The organism is Paenibacillus sp. FSL W7-1332 (genome assembly GCF_037969785.1).
In the GTDB taxonomy this organism is placed as follows: domain Bacteria; phylum Bacillota; class Bacilli; order Paenibacillales; family Paenibacillaceae; genus Paenibacillus_AQ.
Genome location: NZ_CP150209.1, coordinates 511,962 through 530,307, shown reverse-complemented (window position 1 = coordinate 530,307; position 18,346 = coordinate 511,962). Strand labels below are relative to the sequence as shown.

Here is an 18,346-nt window from a genome sequence, read left to right as displayed (position 1 = left end):
CTAACGCCTCCTCCTTAGGTTTCCGTATGAAACATGCCAAACGGATCGATACGTCGCAGGGATTCGATCAGATGTTTTGCAGCCCATCCCACAAAGATCCCTGTCACGACCCCCGCCCCTAGCAGAAAGGGCAGGTAATAATAAATTTTGGTTGTTCCCAATACCAGTGAGGCTGCCGTTAATTGCCCAACATTATGAGCGATGCCGCCTGCGATACTCACGCCCGTTAAGCTGAAATTATGGCCCCCGAGCCTAAGCATGACATACATCACCAGATAACTTGCCAGCGCCCCGAACATACTGAACAGGAAGGTCGAGAAGCTTCCGAGTATAAAGGCTGTCAGCAGTGTCTTTAAAACAATAAGCCACAGGGCATCCCTGCCCCCCAGGCAAACTAAACAGGTCAGCACCAAAATATTGCCAAGTCCCAGCTTGGCACCGGGTATCGCGACCGCGAATGGAATCAGGGCTTCCACAATGCCAAGCACCACCGATAAGGAGGCGCAGATGGCAATCACCACCAGCTTGCGGAGAGCATAGGGATCAGGAGACAACGGCATCCGGCTCACTTCCTTCAACTTGATCTCCGGTCACTTCGACGAACACGCGATTAGGCAAACATACGATGGTGTCATGAATGTCGTGAACGTGACCGAACCCCACGCAGAGCTGATCCGGACAATCCGTCTCCACCATCTCGATACCCTCGCGGGAGACCCGCAAGAGGTTATATCCCCGCTCTGTCCGGATTTCGATATCTCTTGGCTCTTCCGTAAGCGCCACCGTATCATAATGCTTTCCATTCACCTCGATCATGGCATAGGTTCCCTCCGCCGCTCCGTCTTCTCCCATAAACTTGGATATTCCAAACCAGGCGACAACCGCAATCAGCACGAGCGCTATTCCAATATCTCCGCGTTTCATCAGCATCTCTCCACTTCGCTTTGCTTATCTTCATTATCAGGGCTGCACCAAGTGCCAGAAATGATTTTTCTCACATTCAGCAAGGTACGGGTCTGATACGCTGGGATCATCGGAAGTTGATTTAGAACAGCACCAGAACTGAAAAGAGGAGGCACTGTCATGTATAGGAAGCTTCTTTCCTACAGCAGCCTGTTGATCATGCTCACCCTGTTGATGACGGGATCGATTGGCTGCACAACTACAGCAGATCAGAAGGTAGCCGCCAGTAACGAGCCGGCAACCGAACGTTACTTTATATTCGATACCATTGTAAGTCTCCGCGTTTACGATGAACGGATGACGTCCCAGCATTTCGATGAGGTAGGCGCACTGCTGGAGCGTATCGACCAACGCATGAACCGGAAGCTGGCGGGCAGCGAGATCGATCGGGTCAATCAAGCGGCGGGCCAATCCGAAGTGAGCGTATCCGAGGAAACCTTCAAGGTTGTCCAAACCGCCATCGATTACGCAGCGGCTTCAGGTGGACATTTCGAACCGACCATAGGTCCGCTTGTAGACCTCTGGGGCATTGGCGGTGAACACCCCATTGTGCCGGAAGAGGATGAACTGGATGCTGCCATGAAGCGAATGAACTATAAGGATGTCATTTTAAATCCGGCATCCCATGCCATCCTGCTGAAGAAAGGAGGAATGTCGCTGGATCTGGGGGCCATCGCCAAAGGGTATGCGGCGGACGTCACCGCAGATTATTTGCAGCAGCAGGATTTCCATTCAGCCATCATCGACCTTGGGGGTAACATCCTTGCCATGGGATCGAAACCGAACGGTTCGCCGTGGAATATCGGCATCCAGGATCCTGGTAAAGATCGCGGGCAATCCCTGGGTACGCTTGAAGTCATCAATAAGACCATCGTGACCTCCGGCGTGTACGAGCGTTTCTTTGAAGCAGAGGGAAAAGTGTATCATCATATCCTGAGCCCTTTCACCGGTTATCCGGTCGATAATGACCTGCTCAGCGTTACCATTGTGACCGACACATCCATGGACGCTGACGCCATGTCGACCTCCGTCTTCTCGCTTGGACTAACGGAAGGGCGGAAACTGGTAGAGAGCCGCGGCGATGCCGAGGCTATTTTCGTCACCACCGATCATCAAATCTATCTCACCTCAGGTCTGACCCAAACATTTAAACTGACCAATGGCGATTACCAGCTTGCCGAATAAACTTATGGAAGGAGAAGATTGTATGAAACAGAATCGTGCTATAAGATCCGATGCATGGGATGGAGGGCTGTTTCCAGCAGGCACTTCCTCCGTCTATTCACAACCGCATCTCGCTCTGATCCGGGAATTGGCCGAGCCTGTCCGTTTGTTTGCAGGTGATTATCTATACCAGGAGAATGATCCTGCAGACCGGCTGTACTTTGTAAATCGTGGAAGCCTGAAGGTATCCAAGCTGCTGGAAGACGGATCGTCGGCCACCTTATCGCTTCACATTCCCGGCGATCTGTTCGGTGAACCCGATCCGTTCGGACGAGCCGTTCATCAATTCGAATCCAAAGCCTTGGAGGATAGTGAAGTCGGAATTGTGCCGCAGGCCGAACTGGATAAAGTCATCCGAACCAACGGTGACTTTGCCGTGGAGTATATGGGCTGGATGGCACTCATGCAGCGCACCGCGCAAAGCAAATTACGCGATCTGCTGCTGCATGGTAAATCCGGCGCCCTGTGCTCTCTGCTCCTGCGGCTGTACAATATGTACGGGACGAGCGGGACAAACAAGGAAACACGAGCCATCATCGGCAAGCGGATTACGAATCTGGAAATGGCGGAGATGATTGGTTCTACCCGTGAAAGCGTTAACCGGATATTGAACGAGCTTAAGGATCTTGGCGTCATTTCTACCGAACGGGGACGCATCGTTCTCAATGATCCCGACTATTTAAGGAATATTTGCCACTGTGAGGACTGTCCCCGAGAGATTTGCCGAATGTAACGGACAAATGAGAAGAAACCTCTCACGAAGAAACGAAAGGCGCATAAGCATCCCTTTTCATCGGAGAGGTTTCATATTTCATGCGTTCATTTCGCGGTTCAATTTTTTTCAGCTTCTAGGTTACAAGCATTCTAACAGCTTTTTCAAAAAGCCATGTAGATAGCTGATCAAAAACCTCCTTTTCCCTATCGACCATCTTATACATTTTCTTTCCTCCCCTTAAAACATAGCCCCCTTGATTCATATCCAAAAAATAATCACTCATTTCTCCGTCACGATCACGGTAAAAAATAATGAATGCAAACGTAGGACCTCCGTCATTTCTTATGTTTCTGCTGAAAAACGATCTCGGCGATCTCGTATACGAAACGGAATCGAAAATGCTCATTAATTGGTCGAGCTCTTCATTTTTGTCTTCGAATTCGAAATTTCCACATGAAAACTGCGCTAATTCTCGGTGTATTACAACTCCGCTGTGCGCGCTATGATGATATTGGACTAACCGAAATAAGAGAAGCAAGAATTTATCGCATGTATAACTGAGAGCGTTTCCATTCCAACTATGCATAGAAATGAGGTTTTGCTCCATGAAATATCCATTCCAGAATCCGGATCTTCCGCTGGAAGAACGGGTTAACGATCTTGTATCCCGATTTACCTTGGACGAGAAAATCGAATTAATGTGCCAATACCAGGCGGAAATCCCCCGTCTCGGCGTGCAAAAATATAAACATGGCACCGAAGGCGCTCACGGCGTGGCATGGCTTGGCGAAGCAACCGTGTTCCCGCAAAATACCGGGCTTGCGTGCACCTGGAATCCCGAGCTAATGCGGGAGATCGGATCCGTCATCGCGGAGGAAGCCCGCGTCTATTACCAGCGCGACCGGGCCATCAACGGATTGACCATCTGGGCGCCCACGGTAGATCTGGAACGCGACCCTCGCTGGGGACGCACGGAAGAAGCCTACGGGGAAGACCCGCATCTGACCGGGAAACTCGCCACCGAGCTTGTGAAGGGCATGCAGGGAGACCATCCCTTCTACTATAAAACCGTAGCTACGCTGAAACACTTCTATGGCAATAACAACGAAGTTGACCGCGGCAGCGCCTCGGTAAGCATCGATCCGAGAAACAAGCGCGAGTATTATCTGAAGGCTTTCGAGGCACCGTTCCGGGAAGGGAAAGCCGGTTCCATGATGACCGCGTATAACGGCATCAACGGCACGCCGTGCAACCTGAACCATGAAGTAAACGACATCGTCAAACAGGAATGGGGCATGGACGGATTCGTGGTTGGAGACGCGGGTGACGTTCTGGGCACCGTTATGGACCATCATTATGTCTCTTCCTATGCAGAGGCCGTTGCCGGCTCCGTTAAAGCCGGAATCGACAGCATCACCGACGACCAGGACATCTCCTTCCGCGCGCTCCGTGACGCATTGGAGCAAGGGTTATTGGAAGAGCAGGATCTCGATCATGCCATCCGCAATTCCTTCCGTGTCCGGTTCCGCCTCGGCGAGTTCGATCCGGAAGAACGGAATCCTTACAGCCATGTTCCGGAGTCAAAGCTCTGCGCGTCCGAGCATGCCGAACTATCTCTGCGGGCCGCCCGGGAATCGATCGTGCTGCTGAAAAACGACGGATTGCTGCCCCTTCAGCGCGATCAGTTGAAATCCGCTGCTGTCATCGGGCCCCTGGCTAACGAAGCATTTACGGATTGGTACAGCGGCACGCCTCCATACCGGATTACGCCGCTTCAGGGCGTGCAGGAGAAAATGCAGGACCGCAGCGTCCATTTTCATACGGGATTAGATCAGGTACGTCTTCGTTCTGCTGTTAGCGGCCAATATGTAGCCCTATCTTCGGAAGAGAATGGCCGGCTGCTTGCAAACACGGCTGAATCTACCAATGCAGCGGTGTTCGAGCGGAACGACTGGGGCTGGGGTTCCGTCACGCTCCGGCTCGCCAGCAGCGGCAAATTCGTAACCGAAACCGAAACGGGACTGCACGCAACGGCCGACGAAGCTCGTGGCTGGTTCGTAAAAGAGGCTTTCAGCTTTGAGGCGTTACTGGATGGAAGCTTTATGATGAAGAATTGGGAAGGCAAACCGATCCTGCTGGATGAGCATGGACGGCTTGTCGTTGGCGGTACCGAGGATACGGGAACGCCATTTGTCATCGAGACGGTTCAGGACGGCATCGCTGAAGCCGTCGCAGCGGCAGCATCGGCTGAAACCGCCCTGGTATTCGTGGGGAACAGTCCGTTCATTAACGGCAAGGAAACGATCGACCGTCCCGACATTACGCTCCCGCCCGCCCAGCAAGCCTTAATTCAGGCGGTGTACGAAGCTAATCCCAATACGGTGGTTGTCATCGTAGGCGGGTATCCGTTCTCCGTGAACTGGGAACAGGAGCATGTGCCATCCATCCTCTTCACATCTCACGCCGGGCAGGAGCTGGGCCATGCAGTTGCCGACGTTCTGTACGGAGATTACAATCCGGGCGGCCGCTTAAACATGACGTGGTACAAGTCGACCGAACAGCTTCCGGATCTGATGGATTACGACATCATCAAAGGGAAGCGGACCTATCAATATTTCGACGGGGATGTGCTGTACCCGTTCGGTCATGGTCTCAGCTATTCCCGCTTCCATTACAGCGGTCTGTCGCTAAGCCAGCCGAAAATCACGGCTGAAGGCAGCGTAACCGTCACCGTTGCCGTCAAGAATGAGGGCCAGTTGGCTGGGGATGAGGTGGTTCAGCTGTATGTGAAGGCTGGTTCCTCCCGCGTCATCCGTCCTCTCAAATCGTTGAAAGGCTTCCGTCGCATCCATCTGGCCCCGGGCGCTTCGGAAACGGTAAGCTTTGAGCTCAAAGCGGAGGATCTGGCCTTCTGGGATGTCACCCGGGATCGCTATTGCGTTGAAAAGGGAACCTATACGCTCATGGCTGGACCGTCCTCCAGCCAATTGCCGGTCACCGCAGCCCTTCAAGTCGAAGGGGAGACGATCCCACCACGCACGCTGCGCGAGCCTGCTCGAGCGGTGATTTATGACGACTACCAGGGTGTCTTCCTGGATGAATGCCGTGAAGGCGGCGAAAGCATCCGTTTAACCGGTGAAACGGGCTGGATCGCTTTCCATGACGTGGATCTCGGCGACGCTTCGGTAACGTTCCAAGCTAGGGTGAGCGGACATATCAAGGGCGGCGAAATCGTCATTACGACCGGCAGCCCGGATGGTCCTGCAGCTGGAAGCTGCAAGGTTCTGCCGACTGGGGGTCGCCAAGCCTGGACGACAGTCCAGTCCGAATTGACGGGATTAACAGGACGGTCTGACGTCTTCCTCATCATGCAAGGCGAAGTGCAAATCAGCTGGTTCCGCATAGCTTAGCGATAACTCATATCTTAGCGATGACTCATATATAAGTTTGCTTAGTCGCCAGATTCCATTGCGCCTTTCTGTCAGCGTCTTCTAAACTTACCGATGTTCCATAGAACATCTGCCCTTCTTTTTATACTGAGGGCAGATGTTCTTTTTTTGTTAGAATGAAATCAATTAAATCATGAACCGTTACAGAGAAGGACTCAGGCCTTCGTTGCTTAAGAGAGCAAAAAAAGATGAACCCTTTCCTAGAGTCATTTGTTTATTAGACATAACGCGAAGAAAGGAGTGCCTCGGATTGACGGAACGCGAGTTATTCGATTCTTATAACAAGGATGTGTACCGCACCTGCTACTATATGCTGCGGAACGCCCAAGATGCGGAAGACCTCTGCCACGATGTATTCGTCACTGTATTTCGCCAAGATTGGAGAAACGTTGAACATACGCGCGCCTGGATCATGCGCATCGCGATGAATCATTGCTTGAACCTGCTTAGAAGGAATCAGACCCAGCGAGACAAGCAAAGCCAGGTCGAGTGGCTCCACGAGCAGACCACGGCATCGGTTAAATCCGTAGATACCATCGTATTGGAAAAGGCAGCAGCGGCGGAATGGGAGAAACTGCTGCGGCAGCTTCCGGACAAGCTGATGGCGGTTGTCACGCTCCGCTATATCGGTGAACTGTCGTTGGCGGAAATCGCCGAAACGCTGAAGATTCCCGTCGGGACGGTTAAATCAAGGCTTCACAAAGCATTGAAAATCATGCGCAAAAAACTTGAACACCATAACGGCTTCTGGCTGAAGGGAGAGAACCAATTTGGAACGTTTTGAGGGCAATTTGAAAAACCAGATGAAAACGGCGAATAACGTGTCTTATCCTGATTTTGACCGGATGTGGAGCAGTATCCAGCAGAATGAACTGAAGGTGGCCGGAGGTGAATCGATTCCGCTTCGTCCGCGAAAACGAAAGCGGATTGCAATCATTACCGGGATATCCGTCGCCTTGATGGCAACGCCGGTCTATGCAGCCCTGAACTATGATTGGTCCAATCTCCTGTCTTACAGGGCCGGTATCCAGACTGCATTGGAGCAGGGGCTTGGCCAGACGATTGAGCAATCCGTTACAAAGGATGGCATAACCTTAACAGTGCACACGGCGTTTATCGATGAGAACCGAACGTTCCTGCTCTACAGTCTGGATCCAGGTTCATCACGAGCTGGCGAGCAAGTAGCCTTTGATCATATTGGACTTAAAGATAAGGAAGGGAACTCTATCGAGGGCCATTATTCCCATCAGTGGAACGCGGATGCAGGCGTATTCCAGGGGTATTTTGAGACCGATTGGGTGGCTGACGGCCAAACGGCGGATATTGAGTTTGCCATGGAGAATATCCGCTTTACCGGAGATGGAATACAGTCCATCAACTACGACCCTAACGATCAAAATACACAGGTATTCCCTATTCAGAAGGATGGCATCGACAGCGTGACCCTGCAATCTTTCGAACAAGCCGAAGGAAATGTCCTGCTCCGATCGGCCATTACGTATACGGATCCCGAGATGAGGAACAGAAGCTGGGTGCGGGTAGAGGCCGTCAATGACAAGAAAGAGTCTATCAGGGAATCCAAGCCTTCCATTAATGGAACCCCGGGTACAGCTGGAGAATTTGTAAATCAGCAAATATTCAAGTCCGACCATTTGCTTGCAGAAGGAACTGCTTTCCAGCTTGCTTACGATCGCACGCTTGAAACCGCAGAGGGTACTTGGAGCTTAAATATGGCCTTGTCCAAGAAGCAAATGGACAACGGCACATTTAAAGAAGCGCTGAATATCCCTGTTGATCAAGTTCCTGGAGGAACAAAAGTCCATGAAATGATTGTTACGCCGACCCAAGTAAGGCTGATCCTGACCCATGAAGAAAAGTATACCCGTGTTCCTTACATGAATTATCAACTGGATGTAGGCGGGACGCTGTTGGACGGAGGTATGTGGTATGTTCAGGGGCAACCCAGAACAACGGAGCTGCGCTTTGAAATGGCCGGACTGAATGCGGCCTCCCTGGCGAACCAGCCGGTGTCCCTGATCGCCAAGCACCGCGTTGATGAACATGCCGGAGACAAGAATCCAATCCGCTTGACCGGCATCTCAGCTGAGCATCAAAGCTTAACGTCCAACATTGCAGGTTATCCGATCACATGGACCTATTACATGAAGGACAATAATCTCTATGTGGAATCCTTCAGCTCCGACCCGACGTTCGGCGGCGTCAACCAAACCTATTATCTTGACGGCGAAGACCGAAATTATGGCATGCCGGCCATGATCGGCCTGCTCGGCGATGACAACAATAAACATATGGACGTGTATGAGAATTTCGACAAGACCGAGCTCAACATTTACGCTTGGAACTATACCACCCATAAACGGGACGATGTCCTGCGCGTTCCGCTTAAGGCCGGAAAATAACATATACGGAATAAACGATAAAGAAACCCTCTGGATGGACATAAACAGTACCCGGAACGGCGCTTCTGCCAAGAAGCGCCATTCCTTTTTCTGTCTTCCGTTCTCCACCTTTGAGGGTTTCTTTCTTTTTTCCGTTTGAACATGTCACAATTCTGCACGGCTAACTGTCATATGGGTGAACATCCAAAATCATACGTAAAGGGGAACTGAACATGGAACTGCGAATGAATTACCGATCAGCCAATCCCGAAGCCTTCAAAACCCTGCTTGCCCTGGAGCAAGCGGCCCAAAAAAGCGGACTCGATCACAAGCTGTACGAGATCATTAAGCTCAGGGCATCCCAGATCAACGGCTGCTCCTTCTGCGTGGATATGCATTCCAAGGATCTGCTCTCCATGGGCGAAAGCGTGGACCGCCTCCTCCTTCTGCCCATGTGGCGCGAAGTCCCGATATATTCAGACGAGGAACGGGCTGTCATCGAACTGACGGAGTGCGTGACCAAGCTGTCCGAGGCCGGCGTTCCTGTAGAGGTATACGAACGCGTCCGCAAGCATTTTGACGAGAAACAATTCGTCGATTTGGTCATGGCGATCACAACGATCAATGCCTGGAACCGGATCGGTGTCGATACAGGGCTGTTCCCGGGCTGTTTTGATTAAATAGCTGCAATTTATCCGGATTCACCACAAGGAAAATCTGGCTGATGCGGGATAAGTCGGGTTCCCACTCTACCGTTAGCACCATGGAGACCCTGCCGTCCCGCTTCAGCAATAAGCCGGGTTCTCCGTTTACGGAAACAGGCTCAAAGCCTTCTCGGAACGAGCCTTTGGCAGACAACCCCTCGAAAAACGCACGTACCCGTTCCACGCCCAGTATCGGATTAATGGCAGCCTTCGCTTTGCCACCGCCATCCGATAGCAGCGTAACCTCTTCCTTCAGAAAAGACAGCAGCGGCTTAAAATTGCCCATATCGGACGCCCGCAGGAATGCTTCAACGAAGCGTTCCTGCGTTTCCGTCCGGGCGGTTTCTCCATTAGCCCTTTCCGTGGCCTGGCCCATTTTCTGCTTGGCACGACTGAAGGTTTTGCGGCAGCTGATCTCCGTCTTTCCAAGCATCTCCGCTATGATCGGGTATTCAAGACCCAGCGTATCCTTGGCGATATAAATGGCACGCTCCAGCGGCGTTAACCGCTGAAGCAGCACCAGGTAGGCATAACCAATCGTTTCGCGGCGTTCCGCAGGATCGGACCGCGTCAGCATGTCATAATCCGGCATCGGCTCCGGGAGCCAGGGACCGGTATACGTTTCGCGCTGGCGTCTGGACGATTTCAACAGGTTGATGCAGCGGTTCGTTGTCATTTTGGCCAAATACGCTTTCTCGTTCAGCACTTCTCCCCGATCCATCTGCACGAATTGGGAAAAAACATCCTGTACGATGTCCTCCGCATCCGCTGCACTCCCCAGCATCCGGTAAGCCAGGCCGAACATCATCGGCTTGTATTCGGTATAGATTTGATCCAATAACATCAGACACACCTTCTTACTCTGTATATTTTCGGCATGAAAGCTACACCACTTATAAGACAAATGAGCCATACCGCCTGTGACATCTGAAGATGTTATTCTCTACTCTACCCCATATCCCCGGATTCCCGGAAGGGTCAGTTTATCAGAGAGTTTGAAGGTCAACCAACACAGCGTTCGTCATCCAACATGCAGATTATGACAACATTCGATAAATCTATCGACATTTGGGTAATTTTTAAATAACATATGGAATGGCTTAACTACAGCGATAAAAGGTTGAAGAGTTTAGAAAGTAGGTAAAACATGAAAAAATCCACCCCTTTACGTCGCGTCGAATTCGGTTATTTTCTGCTGATTGCCCTCGCCATCGTCCAGCAGTTGTTCATATTTTGGAACATCTATGTAAACCAAAGTTTTACTTTCACGGAATTCCTGTTCAGCGTTGGCACACTAGCCGCCTTATTGATCGGTTTCTTTCTTCCGGTAGGCGTGTCGACGGTGGCGGTTTTTGTGTATCTGGTCACTTATTTCGTATGGTTGTCCACGCTGGCCCCGGTCAATGCACTCACGCTGGCCTGGATTCTGCTGCTGCCCGCCAATACCGCCATTGCCATCTTCATCAAGCTGGCTCTGGTGAGAAGCCGGAGGTTCATCCGGCGTCTCGAGCAATTGAGGAAAACCAACCCGGATATCGACATCGACACCTCGCTTGGCAGCAAGGATGCTTTTGAAAGCACGCTGGTGAAACAGGCCAATCTGGCCAATCGGTATTCGGATCAGTACAGCTTCTGCATCATGATGTTTAAGCTCGATTTTCTCCCCCTGACCAGGGAGTCTGTCGGATCCCACCGTTTTGCCAAGCTGATTATGGAACTGTCGAGCACAATTCAGAAGCAGATTCGTTACGAGGACTATAAATTCTCTATTGGCGAAGGACGCTTTATCATTCTGTGCCCGCTCACCAAGCCGGAGTACCTCAAAAGCCTCATGGACCGCATCAAAGTCGCCATGATGAACGTCCCCTTCCGTGACAAGAAAGGCATGTCCCTCAAGCTTGTGGTCCGTGCCGGCGGCCTTGTGTTCCAGAAGGAGCAATTCAGCCGATACGAAAATATCGATGACGTCATCTCTGCATTAGAACGGAATACCGAAACCGATCTCATCGGGGAATACATTTAATCAAGTTAAGTTGCCACCATCAATCAAAAGGAGGCTTGCAGCCGATGTCGTATACCACCTGGTTTATCCCTCTGTGCATCGGGGTCAGCATTATGTTCTCCATAGCCATCGTTATTCTGACGATAGCCACCTTAAGCTTCCGTTCAAAAGTCAAACGAAAATACGATCGGGGGAAGTTCAGTGACTGACTTTTTCCTGATCGTCTCCATTATCAGTATATGGATTGCCGTGCTGGAATCGATCATTATTATGGCCGGGGCCATCGTGTTCATTCACAAACAAAACCGGCAGAAGCTGGTGAATCCGGGCAATCTGGAGGATTTCCCCACCGTGACGGTCATGGTGCCCGCGCATAACGAGGAATTGGTCATCCAGGCAACGGTAGAGCACATTCTGCAGATGAATTACCCGCATCACAAAATGCAGGTGATTGTCATCGCCGACAATTGCAAGGATCATACGGCCGAGCGCTTAAGAGCGCTGAAAGCCAATGAACGCTACCGGGACCGCGACTTTCTTATTCTGGAGAGAACCGGAACCGGCGGCAAATCGGGCGCCCTGAATGATGCGCTCAAACAGGCAACAGGCGAATGGATCTGTGTCTACGACGCGGATGCCGCACCCGAGAAAAATGCGCTGCTATTCCTGACGCAGAAAGCGATGGAGCAGCCCGAACGCTATGGGGCCGTCTTCGGCCGCAACAAGGCCCGGAACCGCGGACAGAATTTTCTGTCCCGCTGTATCAATCTGGAGCTGGTGACCATTCAGCGCGTGCATCATACCGGGTTATGGCAGCTGTTTAAGCTGGGTACCATTCCCGGGACGAACTTTATCGTGAAAACCGCGCTCATTCAGGACATCGGCGGATGGGATGAGCATGCAATCACGGAAGATACCGCGATTTCGTTCGAGATTCTGACAAGAGGGCAGCTGATTGCGCTGGCACCCCAAGCCGAAGCTTATCAGCAAGAGCCCGAGGACCTGAAGGTGTACATGAAGCAGCGCGAACGCTGGGCCAAAGGCAACTACAGCGTCGTCACGGATAACATTCATCATCTGTTCGATCGGACAAGCTGGCGGATTAAGCTGCATGTGCTGTATTACGCGGCAAGTTACTTCTGGTTTATGATTGCCATCATCATCTCGGATATTATATTTGTGACCAATATTGTGTATCAGATCATCGCGCTGTTTAATCCGGCCGTCGTCTCTCCCTTCAGGTTCGAGGGCGATGTCTATATGTATCTCATTATTGCCTGGGCCCTAATGTATTACATCTACGTCCTGCAGATTAACCTGGCGCTCGCAACGGACATCGGCCAGAGCAACACACGCAACTTCATTCTATCCTGCGTGTCGTACTTCACCTACGCCCAGCTGTTCCTCGTCATATCTGTCAAAGCCTTCTACTCCATGATTGTTGATAAGATCACGGGCAGGGAGTCCAAGTGGTACAAGACGGAGCGGTTTGGATAGGAGAGTTGTACATTTAATTATGTTAATGAAAAAGAGCGAGATAGGACTGGATGGCCATGCTGCCAACGTCCTCAACTCGCTCTTTTTTTCATGCAAGCTTACCAATGTGGCATGCTTATTCTTCTACAGGCAAATGGAATTCAAGTTCCGGTATATATATTTTATGCTCTGCACTATACACAAAGGGTCTAATCGTGATGGATTTCGGTTTAGTTGGGAACGGCTCATACATGTACGTGTATTTAAGAGTGCTGCCGGAGCCGCTGCCCCTCCCACCAAGGGATTTGGCTATTTCCCCCTTCTCATTTATCACCTCGTAATCAATATTTATAAATTCATCCACTTTATATTGGCTGGGAACGGACTTAATGAACTCCTTAAGATCCTGACCCGGTTTTCCAGTGATGCTTACTATCATTTGCATTGTAGCTGGGGTGAGTTTCAAACTGCTGATGCCCATATGAATATTGTCATGCACTTTAAGTTCTTCTGACTTAAGAACCACGCTATCTGCCGAACTGTTTTTGACGGGAATTTTGAATGTAAATGGCTCCGAGACGCTTATGTCTCGAATAACGACCTCCAATGTAAATTCGTCAGGCAATCCCTCCGGCGACAAGGTCACGATGTCCGAATTCGGAGCACCATCCCCTACTCTAGAAATGCTGTAACCGAAATCACCCAGTTCCTCTCCATCCGCATAAAATTGAATCCCGTTCACTTCCCCTTGCTGACTAGCTTTACTCCCCAATTGACCAAAAGATTCATTCTTGCCATCCCTTGTCGTCCGGGTTAGTACCATTGAAATTCGACTTCCGTCATACATGATTTCCGATATGCTCATCGTAATCCCATCATGGGTGATGCTCTGATCAATATCACTCGTCATTCCCTGCCGGCTAGCTGTTTTTAACCCCTCGTCCCCACCATTTATGAAAATGCTTCCTATAATCGGTATATTTCTCAATGCCTCGGCCATTACCGGGGAGATAAAGCCCGATCCGATAATCAAAAGTACCGACGCTACACCACCTATCAATAAACCCTTCAAACGCCGCTTCTTCTGAATGGGAGGATTATTTTCTAAAATTTGATAGGTATTATTAAGACGCATGCGGATTGCCTCCGGCAACTCCTGAGCCTCCTCTATTTCATCCTTAGCCTGTTCAAGCTCATGATTAAGGTCATATTTCATACGTTAACCTCCCTTTCCCTGTGATTAGCCAGCCATTCCGATAGCGTGATTCTTGCCCTGTGGAGACGCGTCTTAACGGCGCCTTCGTTCAAATCAAGCATTTCCGCAATCTGCCGTAAAGGCAGGTCACGAAAATAGTGCAGGATAATGATGGTACGGGATACTTCCTCCAACCGGTAAACCGCCTCTCGCAAATCGATATTGACATCAAGGCTTGGTGTAATATGTTCGGCTTGATCCAGGTTGAGCAAAGGGATCACATGGCTTTTTTTACGCAGGATCATGTTGCATTCATTGATCAGGATGCGAAGCAACCAAGTTTTAAATAGGGGCGCTTGTCTTAGACTCGGGAGTGACTTGTATGCTTTTAATATGGCTTCCTGCATGGCATCTGCACAATCCTCGTCGTGTCGGAGTATGGCTTTCGCTATGTTGTACATTTGCAGTTCTAATGGCTTTATAAGCTTGATAAACGCTTCATGGTTTCCCTTCTTGGCGAGTTTGACCTCTAATTCTTGCTCATGCTGCACTTCCAAGGAATAACCTACCTCCCTTCAAGGCTTCATCTTAACGCATTTTATGATTGTTGGATTCAATAATTAGATAGTCAGGACTTCCAAAAGGTTACAAATGATGTATGTATTATAACGAAGTAATAAAAAACTCCCGCAAGTTCAGTGAACTCACGGGAGACAATTGGTTAGTTATGTTTGATACGTGAAATTCTCGTGGCATGCTGGAGTGCGCACCCCATAGTTAATCCTAAAATCAATCTCTGTGTCTACATTCTTCAAAACTTCGATGTCTTACTTAGTTTTCTCTCAGCTTCTTCTGCTCATTACGAAGTTTCTCAGGTGTCACGTCATTTCCGGCGGGATCCACGATGCTTAATCCCGAGAAGGTGCTTAGCACCTGTCCGCGAATTTCACGCAGATAGTCCGTGCGCAAAACTTGCTGTTCGGCTTTTTCCGCAGCAGTGAGTGTGCCCTCCCGCTGTTTTTTAGCCAATTCATTAATCCGGGTTAAGCTTTGAATCATGATATCCCTCTTTTCCATATGATTTTGATTTATCAATTATCTTAATATAAAGATATAATAAACAAAGATATTTGTCAACCCCTGCCAGCTTTCATGATCAACAGGCGCATTTGTGATTTTTTCCCTACCCAAAGTCTCTTCACTTCCTTAAACTTGGTGTTTAAGGTTTATTTATTTACAAATCGTGGTTAATGTTAGTATTGAAAACTTTGCGTTCGCAGCATAATAAAAATACGGGTTCTGATTCCTTAGGAAAAATTACTTATCCCTTTCTGACAGAACATGAAATATAATAGAGGAACTTAACTTTAATCAACTGGGGGAACATCTATGAAATCTCAGCTCAACAACCCAGCTTCAACAGGAAAAAATGATCGGTTTTCCTCTGCTGGATTTATTCTGGCCGCGATCGGGAGCTCTGTCGGCCTCGGAAACATGTGGAAGTTCCCTTACATTACGGGAGAACATGGCGGTGCAGCATTCTTCCTGCTCTTTATCGTCTGCCTCATCGTGATCGGTTTGCCTGTCCTGCTGGCAGAACTCGCCATTGGACGAGCTGGCCGCGGGAGTGCCGCAACTTCCTTTGTCAAAGCGGGCGGACCGAAAGCCTTCGGGCACCTGGGATTGCTCCAGGTTATTGCACCATTTCTCATTCTGACCTTCTATGTCATTGTAGCAGGCTGGACGCTTCATTATGCGGTCATGTCATTTAGCGGCAATCTGTACAACAACACCGATTTCGGTGGCCAATTTACTGCGTTTACGGAAGGTTACATGCCGATTATATGGCAAATCGTCGCTATTGCGATCTCAGGATGGGTGGTAGCTAAAGGCATCTCCGGAGGAATCGAAAAATTCAACAAGGTTCTGATCCCGGGCCTGATCATTCTGTTGATCGTATTAATGATCCGCGCGGTAACCTTGCCTGGAGCCGGCGAAGGCGTATCCTTCTTCTTAAATCCTGATTTCTCGAAGCTGAGCCCGGAAGCGGCGCTGGTCGCGTTGGGACACGCCTTCTTCTCCCTCTCGCTGGGGATGGGGATTCTGTTGACCTACGGCGCTTATGTGGATAAGCGGCAATCGCTAGGTCCGGCAACCCTCGCCATCGGCGCGGGCGACCTGATTTATGCGTTTATTGCCGGGCTTATTATATTCCCGACAACTGCTTCCTTCGGGATCGAGCCCAATGCCGGCCCTTCTCTTGTCTTCATTGCCTTGCCGGCTGCCTTCTCGGCCATGCCGCTGGGTTCTTTTTTCGGGGGATTGTTCTTCATACTTCTAGCCATCGCCGCCTTAACCTCTTCCGTCTCATTGATGGAGGTCCCAACCTCTTATGTCATGGACCGCTGGAATTGGGGACGTACCAAAGCCGTATTGGTCATCTGCGCGCTGGTTATGCTGGTCGGTCTACCCTCCGCGTTGTCATTCGGCATCGTACCCGGGCTTACCGATATCGGCGGCAAAAACTTCTTTGACTGGCTGGATTTCGTCACATCGAACATTCTGCTTCCGCTCGGGGGGCTAATCACCACTATCTTTGCAGGGTACTTCTGGAAGAGAGCGGCAGATGCCGCCGGCCTTAAAGCCGGCTGGTTCCGGGTATGGCTGTTCATGCTCCGTTATATCGCGCCGGTACTCGTATTACTGGTACTGCTCCATACCACGGGCTTGATCAAGTTCGATTAATTGGCAGCCAAGGCAATCTCATCGCCACATGGGGGCGAATGGGGTTGCCTTTTTCTATATCCTTGCCCATTCATATTCATCTTCTGTACTACAATCGATTATTCTATCGATATCAATCCAGCAAGGAAATTGTAAAAAGGGTGGGGCTAGTAATGAATTTTGAGTATGCATTTGGTGTTGGATTAACCTTTATTCAATACCTCCTACTGTTCTTCTGGGCATATTGGATGCTGATCAGTCTCTTTGGCTTTGGAAAACCCAAGAAACTGAAAGAACATAAGCCTTTGAAAAGATTTCTTCTGATGATTCCTGCACACAACGAAGAAGCGGTTATCGGACACCTTGTAGAGAATCTTCATAACATGGACTACCCGAAAGAGCTCTATGAAGTGTGCGTTATTGCTGATGGATGTAAGGATAAAACAAGTAAGATCGCTGGAAAACTTGGTGCTACCGTTATTGAACATACATACCTGCCAGGAGAGCAAAAGGGGAAACCATATGGAATCAAATACGCAATTGAGCAGTATGGCGACAGGTTAATCGATGATTTTGACGGTATCGCCTTCTTCGATGCCGACAACCTCGTCTCGTTGAACTATTTAAGGGAAATGAATAACCACTTGTTGAACGGGGATCAATTAATACAATGTTACCTGGATTCCAAGAATCCAGATGACAACTGGGTGACCATAGGTTACTCCGTAAGCTACATTTTCATGAACCGCTCTTGGCAGCTTGCCAAGTCCAGATTGGGTTTAGGAAACGCGATCGGTGGAACCGGGTTCTGCGTAGACACGACTCTATTCAAAACGATCGGTTGGACCGCTCGATCCTTAACGGAAGACCTTGAGTTTACTATGCAGTGTTTGCTTGAAGGGGTACCAGCTAAATGGTGTCACTTTGCGCGCGTGTATGATGAAAAGCCGGAAAGCTTCAAATCTTCCTGCATTCAACGTCTCCGATGGGCAAGAGGGCATTGGGATGTCTGCTTCAAATACGCTCACAAATTAATTTGGAGATTCATTAGCAAGCTGGACTTCAAAGCTTTTGATGGTTTTATGTACCTTATTAATCCTGGCAAAATTGTTTTGAGTGCAACCACTGGTCTCCTTGTTCTCATGTCTATGGCTACCGACTTATTAGATGCTCATCATTTGATTCCTTGGCAAGTTTGGGTGATGTGCTTGTTATTCCAATTCATTTACGTAGGATACGCACAGTTTCTTGACTCGAAAAATAAAGTAAGCCTCTTTCGGAGCTATGCATACCTGTACTTCTTCAATCTAACTTACGTCCCGCTGTTCCTTTGGTCACTCATTACGATGAAGAACGTGAATTGGAATCCTACAAAGCATACAAGAGCTATTCATTTGAGCGATATTGAAGTAGAAAAATAAATGTGAAGCGAATGGCAAAGAAACACCACTTTGAGTAAATATATAAAACAACGAAATGTTATATCATATTAACT

General features: G+C 49.5%; 17 protein-coding genes. 11 read left to right on the top strand and 6 right to left on the bottom strand.

The window, feature by feature from the left end; translation table 11 throughout:
* Nucleotides 1–14: 14 nt before the first annotated feature.
* Nucleotides 15–560 carry a Gx transporter family protein gene (locus MKX98_RS02240; RefSeq protein WP_339221190.1) on the bottom strand — a complete coding sequence of 182 codons (546 nt, stop codon included), beginning with the start codon at nt 558–560 and terminating at the stop codon, nt 15–17.
* Nucleotides 544–924, bottom strand: coding sequence for a NusG domain II-containing protein (locus MKX98_RS02235; RefSeq protein ID WP_339221188.1), 381 nt, complete (start codon nt 922–924; stop codon nt 544–546). The genes MKX98_RS02240 and MKX98_RS02235 overlap by 17 nt, the downstream gene beginning before the upstream one ends.
* 159 nt (nt 925–1,083) lie before the next feature.
* Between MKX98_RS02235 and MKX98_RS02230 the strand changes: the two genes are divergently transcribed.
* The 6 genes from MKX98_RS02230 (at nt 1,084) to MKX98_RS02205 (ending at nt 9,430) form a co-directional block, all read left to right on the top strand.
* Nucleotides 1,084–2,148, top strand: coding sequence for an FAD:protein FMN transferase (locus MKX98_RS02230; RefSeq protein ID WP_339221186.1), 1,065 nt, complete (start codon nt 1,084–1,086; stop codon nt 2,146–2,148).
* A 22-nt stretch (nt 2,149–2,170) separates the two neighbouring features.
* On the top strand, nt 2,171–2,920 hold the full coding sequence (locus MKX98_RS02225; protein WP_220686822.1) for a Crp/Fnr family transcriptional regulator: 750 nt from the start codon (nt 2,171–2,173) through the stop codon (nt 2,918–2,920).
* 587 nt (nt 2,921–3,507) lie between these two features.
* Nucleotides 3,508–6,312: a glycoside hydrolase family 3 C-terminal domain-containing protein gene (locus MKX98_RS02220; RefSeq protein ID WP_339221183.1), complete on the top strand. Its 2,805-nt coding sequence runs from the start codon at nt 3,508–3,510 to the stop codon at nt 6,310–6,312.
* A 289-nt stretch (nt 6,313–6,601) separates the two neighbouring features.
* Nucleotides 6,602–7,135, top strand: coding sequence for an RNA polymerase sigma factor (locus tag MKX98_RS02215; protein WP_194540562.1), 534 nt, complete (start codon nt 6,602–6,604; stop codon nt 7,133–7,135).
* Nucleotides 7,122–8,771, top strand: coding sequence for a DUF4179 domain-containing protein (locus MKX98_RS02210; protein ID WP_339221181.1), 1,650 nt, complete (start codon nt 7,122–7,124; stop codon nt 8,769–8,771). Before MKX98_RS02215 ends, MKX98_RS02210 begins: the two co-directional genes overlap by 14 nt.
* Before the next feature lie 212 nt (nt 8,772–8,983).
* The gene (locus MKX98_RS02205) at nt 8,984–9,430 is read left to right on the top strand and encodes a carboxymuconolactone decarboxylase family protein (RefSeq protein ID WP_339221180.1); all 447 of its coding nucleotides are present in this window, start codon (nt 8,984–8,986) and stop codon (nt 9,428–9,430) included.
* Here the strand turns inward: MKX98_RS02205 and MKX98_RS02200 are convergent.
* Nucleotides 9,372–10,298, bottom strand: coding sequence for a sigma-70 family RNA polymerase sigma factor (locus tag MKX98_RS02200; RefSeq protein WP_339221178.1), 927 nt, complete (start codon nt 10,296–10,298; stop codon nt 9,372–9,374). The genes MKX98_RS02205 and MKX98_RS02200 overlap by 59 nt on opposite strands.
* Nucleotides 10,299–10,601: 303 nt before the next feature.
* On the opposite strand from MKX98_RS02200, the gene MKX98_RS02195 reads away from it, so the two are divergent.
* Genes MKX98_RS02195 through MKX98_RS02185 form a run of 3 tightly spaced genes read left to right on the top strand, consistent with a single transcriptional unit; the run spans nt 10,602 to nt 12,953 of the window.
* Nucleotides 10,602–11,477 (top strand): diguanylate cyclase, encoded by an 876-nt coding sequence (locus MKX98_RS02195; protein WP_220686826.1) that lies wholly within the window; start codon nt 10,602–10,604, stop codon nt 11,475–11,477.
* A 44-nt stretch (nt 11,478–11,521) separates the two neighbouring features.
* Nucleotides 11,522–11,665, top strand: a complete 144-nt coding sequence (locus tag MKX98_RS02190) for a hypothetical protein (protein WP_339221176.1) — start codon at nt 11,522–11,524, stop codon at nt 11,663–11,665.
* The gene (locus tag MKX98_RS02185) at nt 11,658–12,953 is read left to right on the top strand and encodes a glycosyltransferase (protein ID WP_339221174.1); all 1,296 of its coding nucleotides are present in this window, start codon (nt 11,658–11,660) and stop codon (nt 12,951–12,953) included. Before MKX98_RS02190 ends, MKX98_RS02185 begins: the two co-directional genes overlap by 8 nt.
* Before the next feature lie 115 nt (nt 12,954–13,068).
* Here MKX98_RS02185 and MKX98_RS02180 read toward each other — a convergent pair whose 3' ends face one another.
* The 3 genes from MKX98_RS02180 to MKX98_RS02170 all read right to left on the bottom strand — a co-directional run bounded on the left by MKX98_RS02180 (nt 13,069) and on the right by MKX98_RS02170 (nt 15,186).
* Complete coding sequence (locus tag MKX98_RS02180; RefSeq protein ID WP_339221172.1) at nt 13,069–14,148, bottom strand: DUF4179 domain-containing protein; 1,080 nt, start codon at nt 14,146–14,148, stop codon at nt 13,069–13,071.
* Nucleotides 14,145–14,678: a sigma-70 family RNA polymerase sigma factor gene (locus MKX98_RS02175; RefSeq protein ID WP_220687533.1), complete on the bottom strand. Its 534-nt coding sequence runs from the start codon at nt 14,676–14,678 to the stop codon at nt 14,145–14,147. The genes MKX98_RS02180 and MKX98_RS02175 overlap by 4 nt, the downstream gene beginning before the upstream one ends.
* Before the next feature lie 280 nt (nt 14,679–14,958).
* A complete protein-coding gene (locus MKX98_RS02170) occupies nt 14,959–15,186 on the bottom strand; it encodes a DUF896 domain-containing protein (protein WP_220686829.1) in 228 nt (75 codons plus the stop codon).
* Nucleotides 15,187–15,516: 330 nt separating this feature from the next.
* On the opposite strand from MKX98_RS02170, the gene MKX98_RS02165 reads away from it, so the two are divergent.
* Both MKX98_RS02165 and MKX98_RS02160 read left to right on the top strand, forming a co-directional pair.
* The gene (locus MKX98_RS02165; RefSeq protein ID WP_339221169.1) at nt 15,517–16,872 is read left to right on the top strand and encodes a sodium-dependent transporter; all 1,356 of its coding nucleotides are present in this window, start codon (nt 15,517–15,519) and stop codon (nt 16,870–16,872) included.
* A complete protein-coding gene (locus MKX98_RS02160) occupies nt 16,788–18,272 on the top strand; it encodes a glycosyltransferase family 2 protein (protein WP_339221167.1) in 1,485 nt (494 codons plus the stop codon). The genes MKX98_RS02165 and MKX98_RS02160 overlap by 85 nt, the downstream gene beginning before the upstream one ends.
* Nucleotides 18,273–18,346 lie beyond the last annotated feature (74 nt).

Bases quoted from the DNA above. Each gene is read 5' to 3' on its own strand.
- MKX98_RS02240 (WP_339221190.1), bottom strand. From the start codon at position 560: ATGCCGTTGTCTCCTGATCCCTATGCTCTCCGCAAGCTGGTGGTGATT.
- MKX98_RS02235 (WP_339221188.1), bottom strand. From the start codon at position 924: ATGAAACGCGGAGATATTGGAATAGCGCTCGTGCTGATTGCGGTTGTC.
- MKX98_RS02230 (WP_339221186.1), top strand. From the start codon at position 1,084: ATGTATAGGAAGCTTCTTTCCTACAGCAGCCTGTTGATCATGCTCACC.
- MKX98_RS02225 (WP_220686822.1), top strand. From the start codon at position 2,171: ATGAAACAGAATCGTGCTATAAGATCCGATGCATGGGATGGAGGGCTG.
- MKX98_RS02220 (WP_339221183.1), top strand. From the start codon at position 3,508: ATGAAATATCCATTCCAGAATCCGGATCTTCCGCTGGAAGAACGGGTT.
- MKX98_RS02205 (WP_339221180.1), top strand. From the start codon at position 8,984: ATGGAACTGCGAATGAATTACCGATCAGCCAATCCCGAAGCCTTCAAA.
- MKX98_RS02200 (WP_339221178.1), bottom strand. From the start codon at position 10,298: ATGTTATTGGATCAAATCTATACCGAATACAAGCCGATGATGTTCGGC.
- MKX98_RS02195 (WP_220686826.1), top strand. From the start codon at position 10,602: ATGAAAAAATCCACCCCTTTACGTCGCGTCGAATTCGGTTATTTTCTG.
- MKX98_RS02190 (WP_339221176.1), top strand. From the start codon at position 11,522: ATGTCGTATACCACCTGGTTTATCCCTCTGTGCATCGGGGTCAGCATT.
- MKX98_RS02180 (WP_339221172.1), bottom strand. From the start codon at position 14,148: ATGAAATATGACCTTAATCATGAGCTTGAACAGGCTAAGGATGAAATA.
- MKX98_RS02170 (WP_220686829.1), bottom strand. From the start codon at position 15,186: ATGATTCAAAGCTTAACCCGGATTAATGAATTGGCTAAAAAACAGCGG.
- MKX98_RS02165 (WP_339221169.1), top strand. From the start codon at position 15,517: ATGAAATCTCAGCTCAACAACCCAGCTTCAACAGGAAAAAATGATCGG.
- MKX98_RS02160 (WP_339221167.1), top strand. From the start codon at position 16,788: ATGGCTGTTCATGCTCCGTTATATCGCGCCGGTACTCGTATTACTGGT.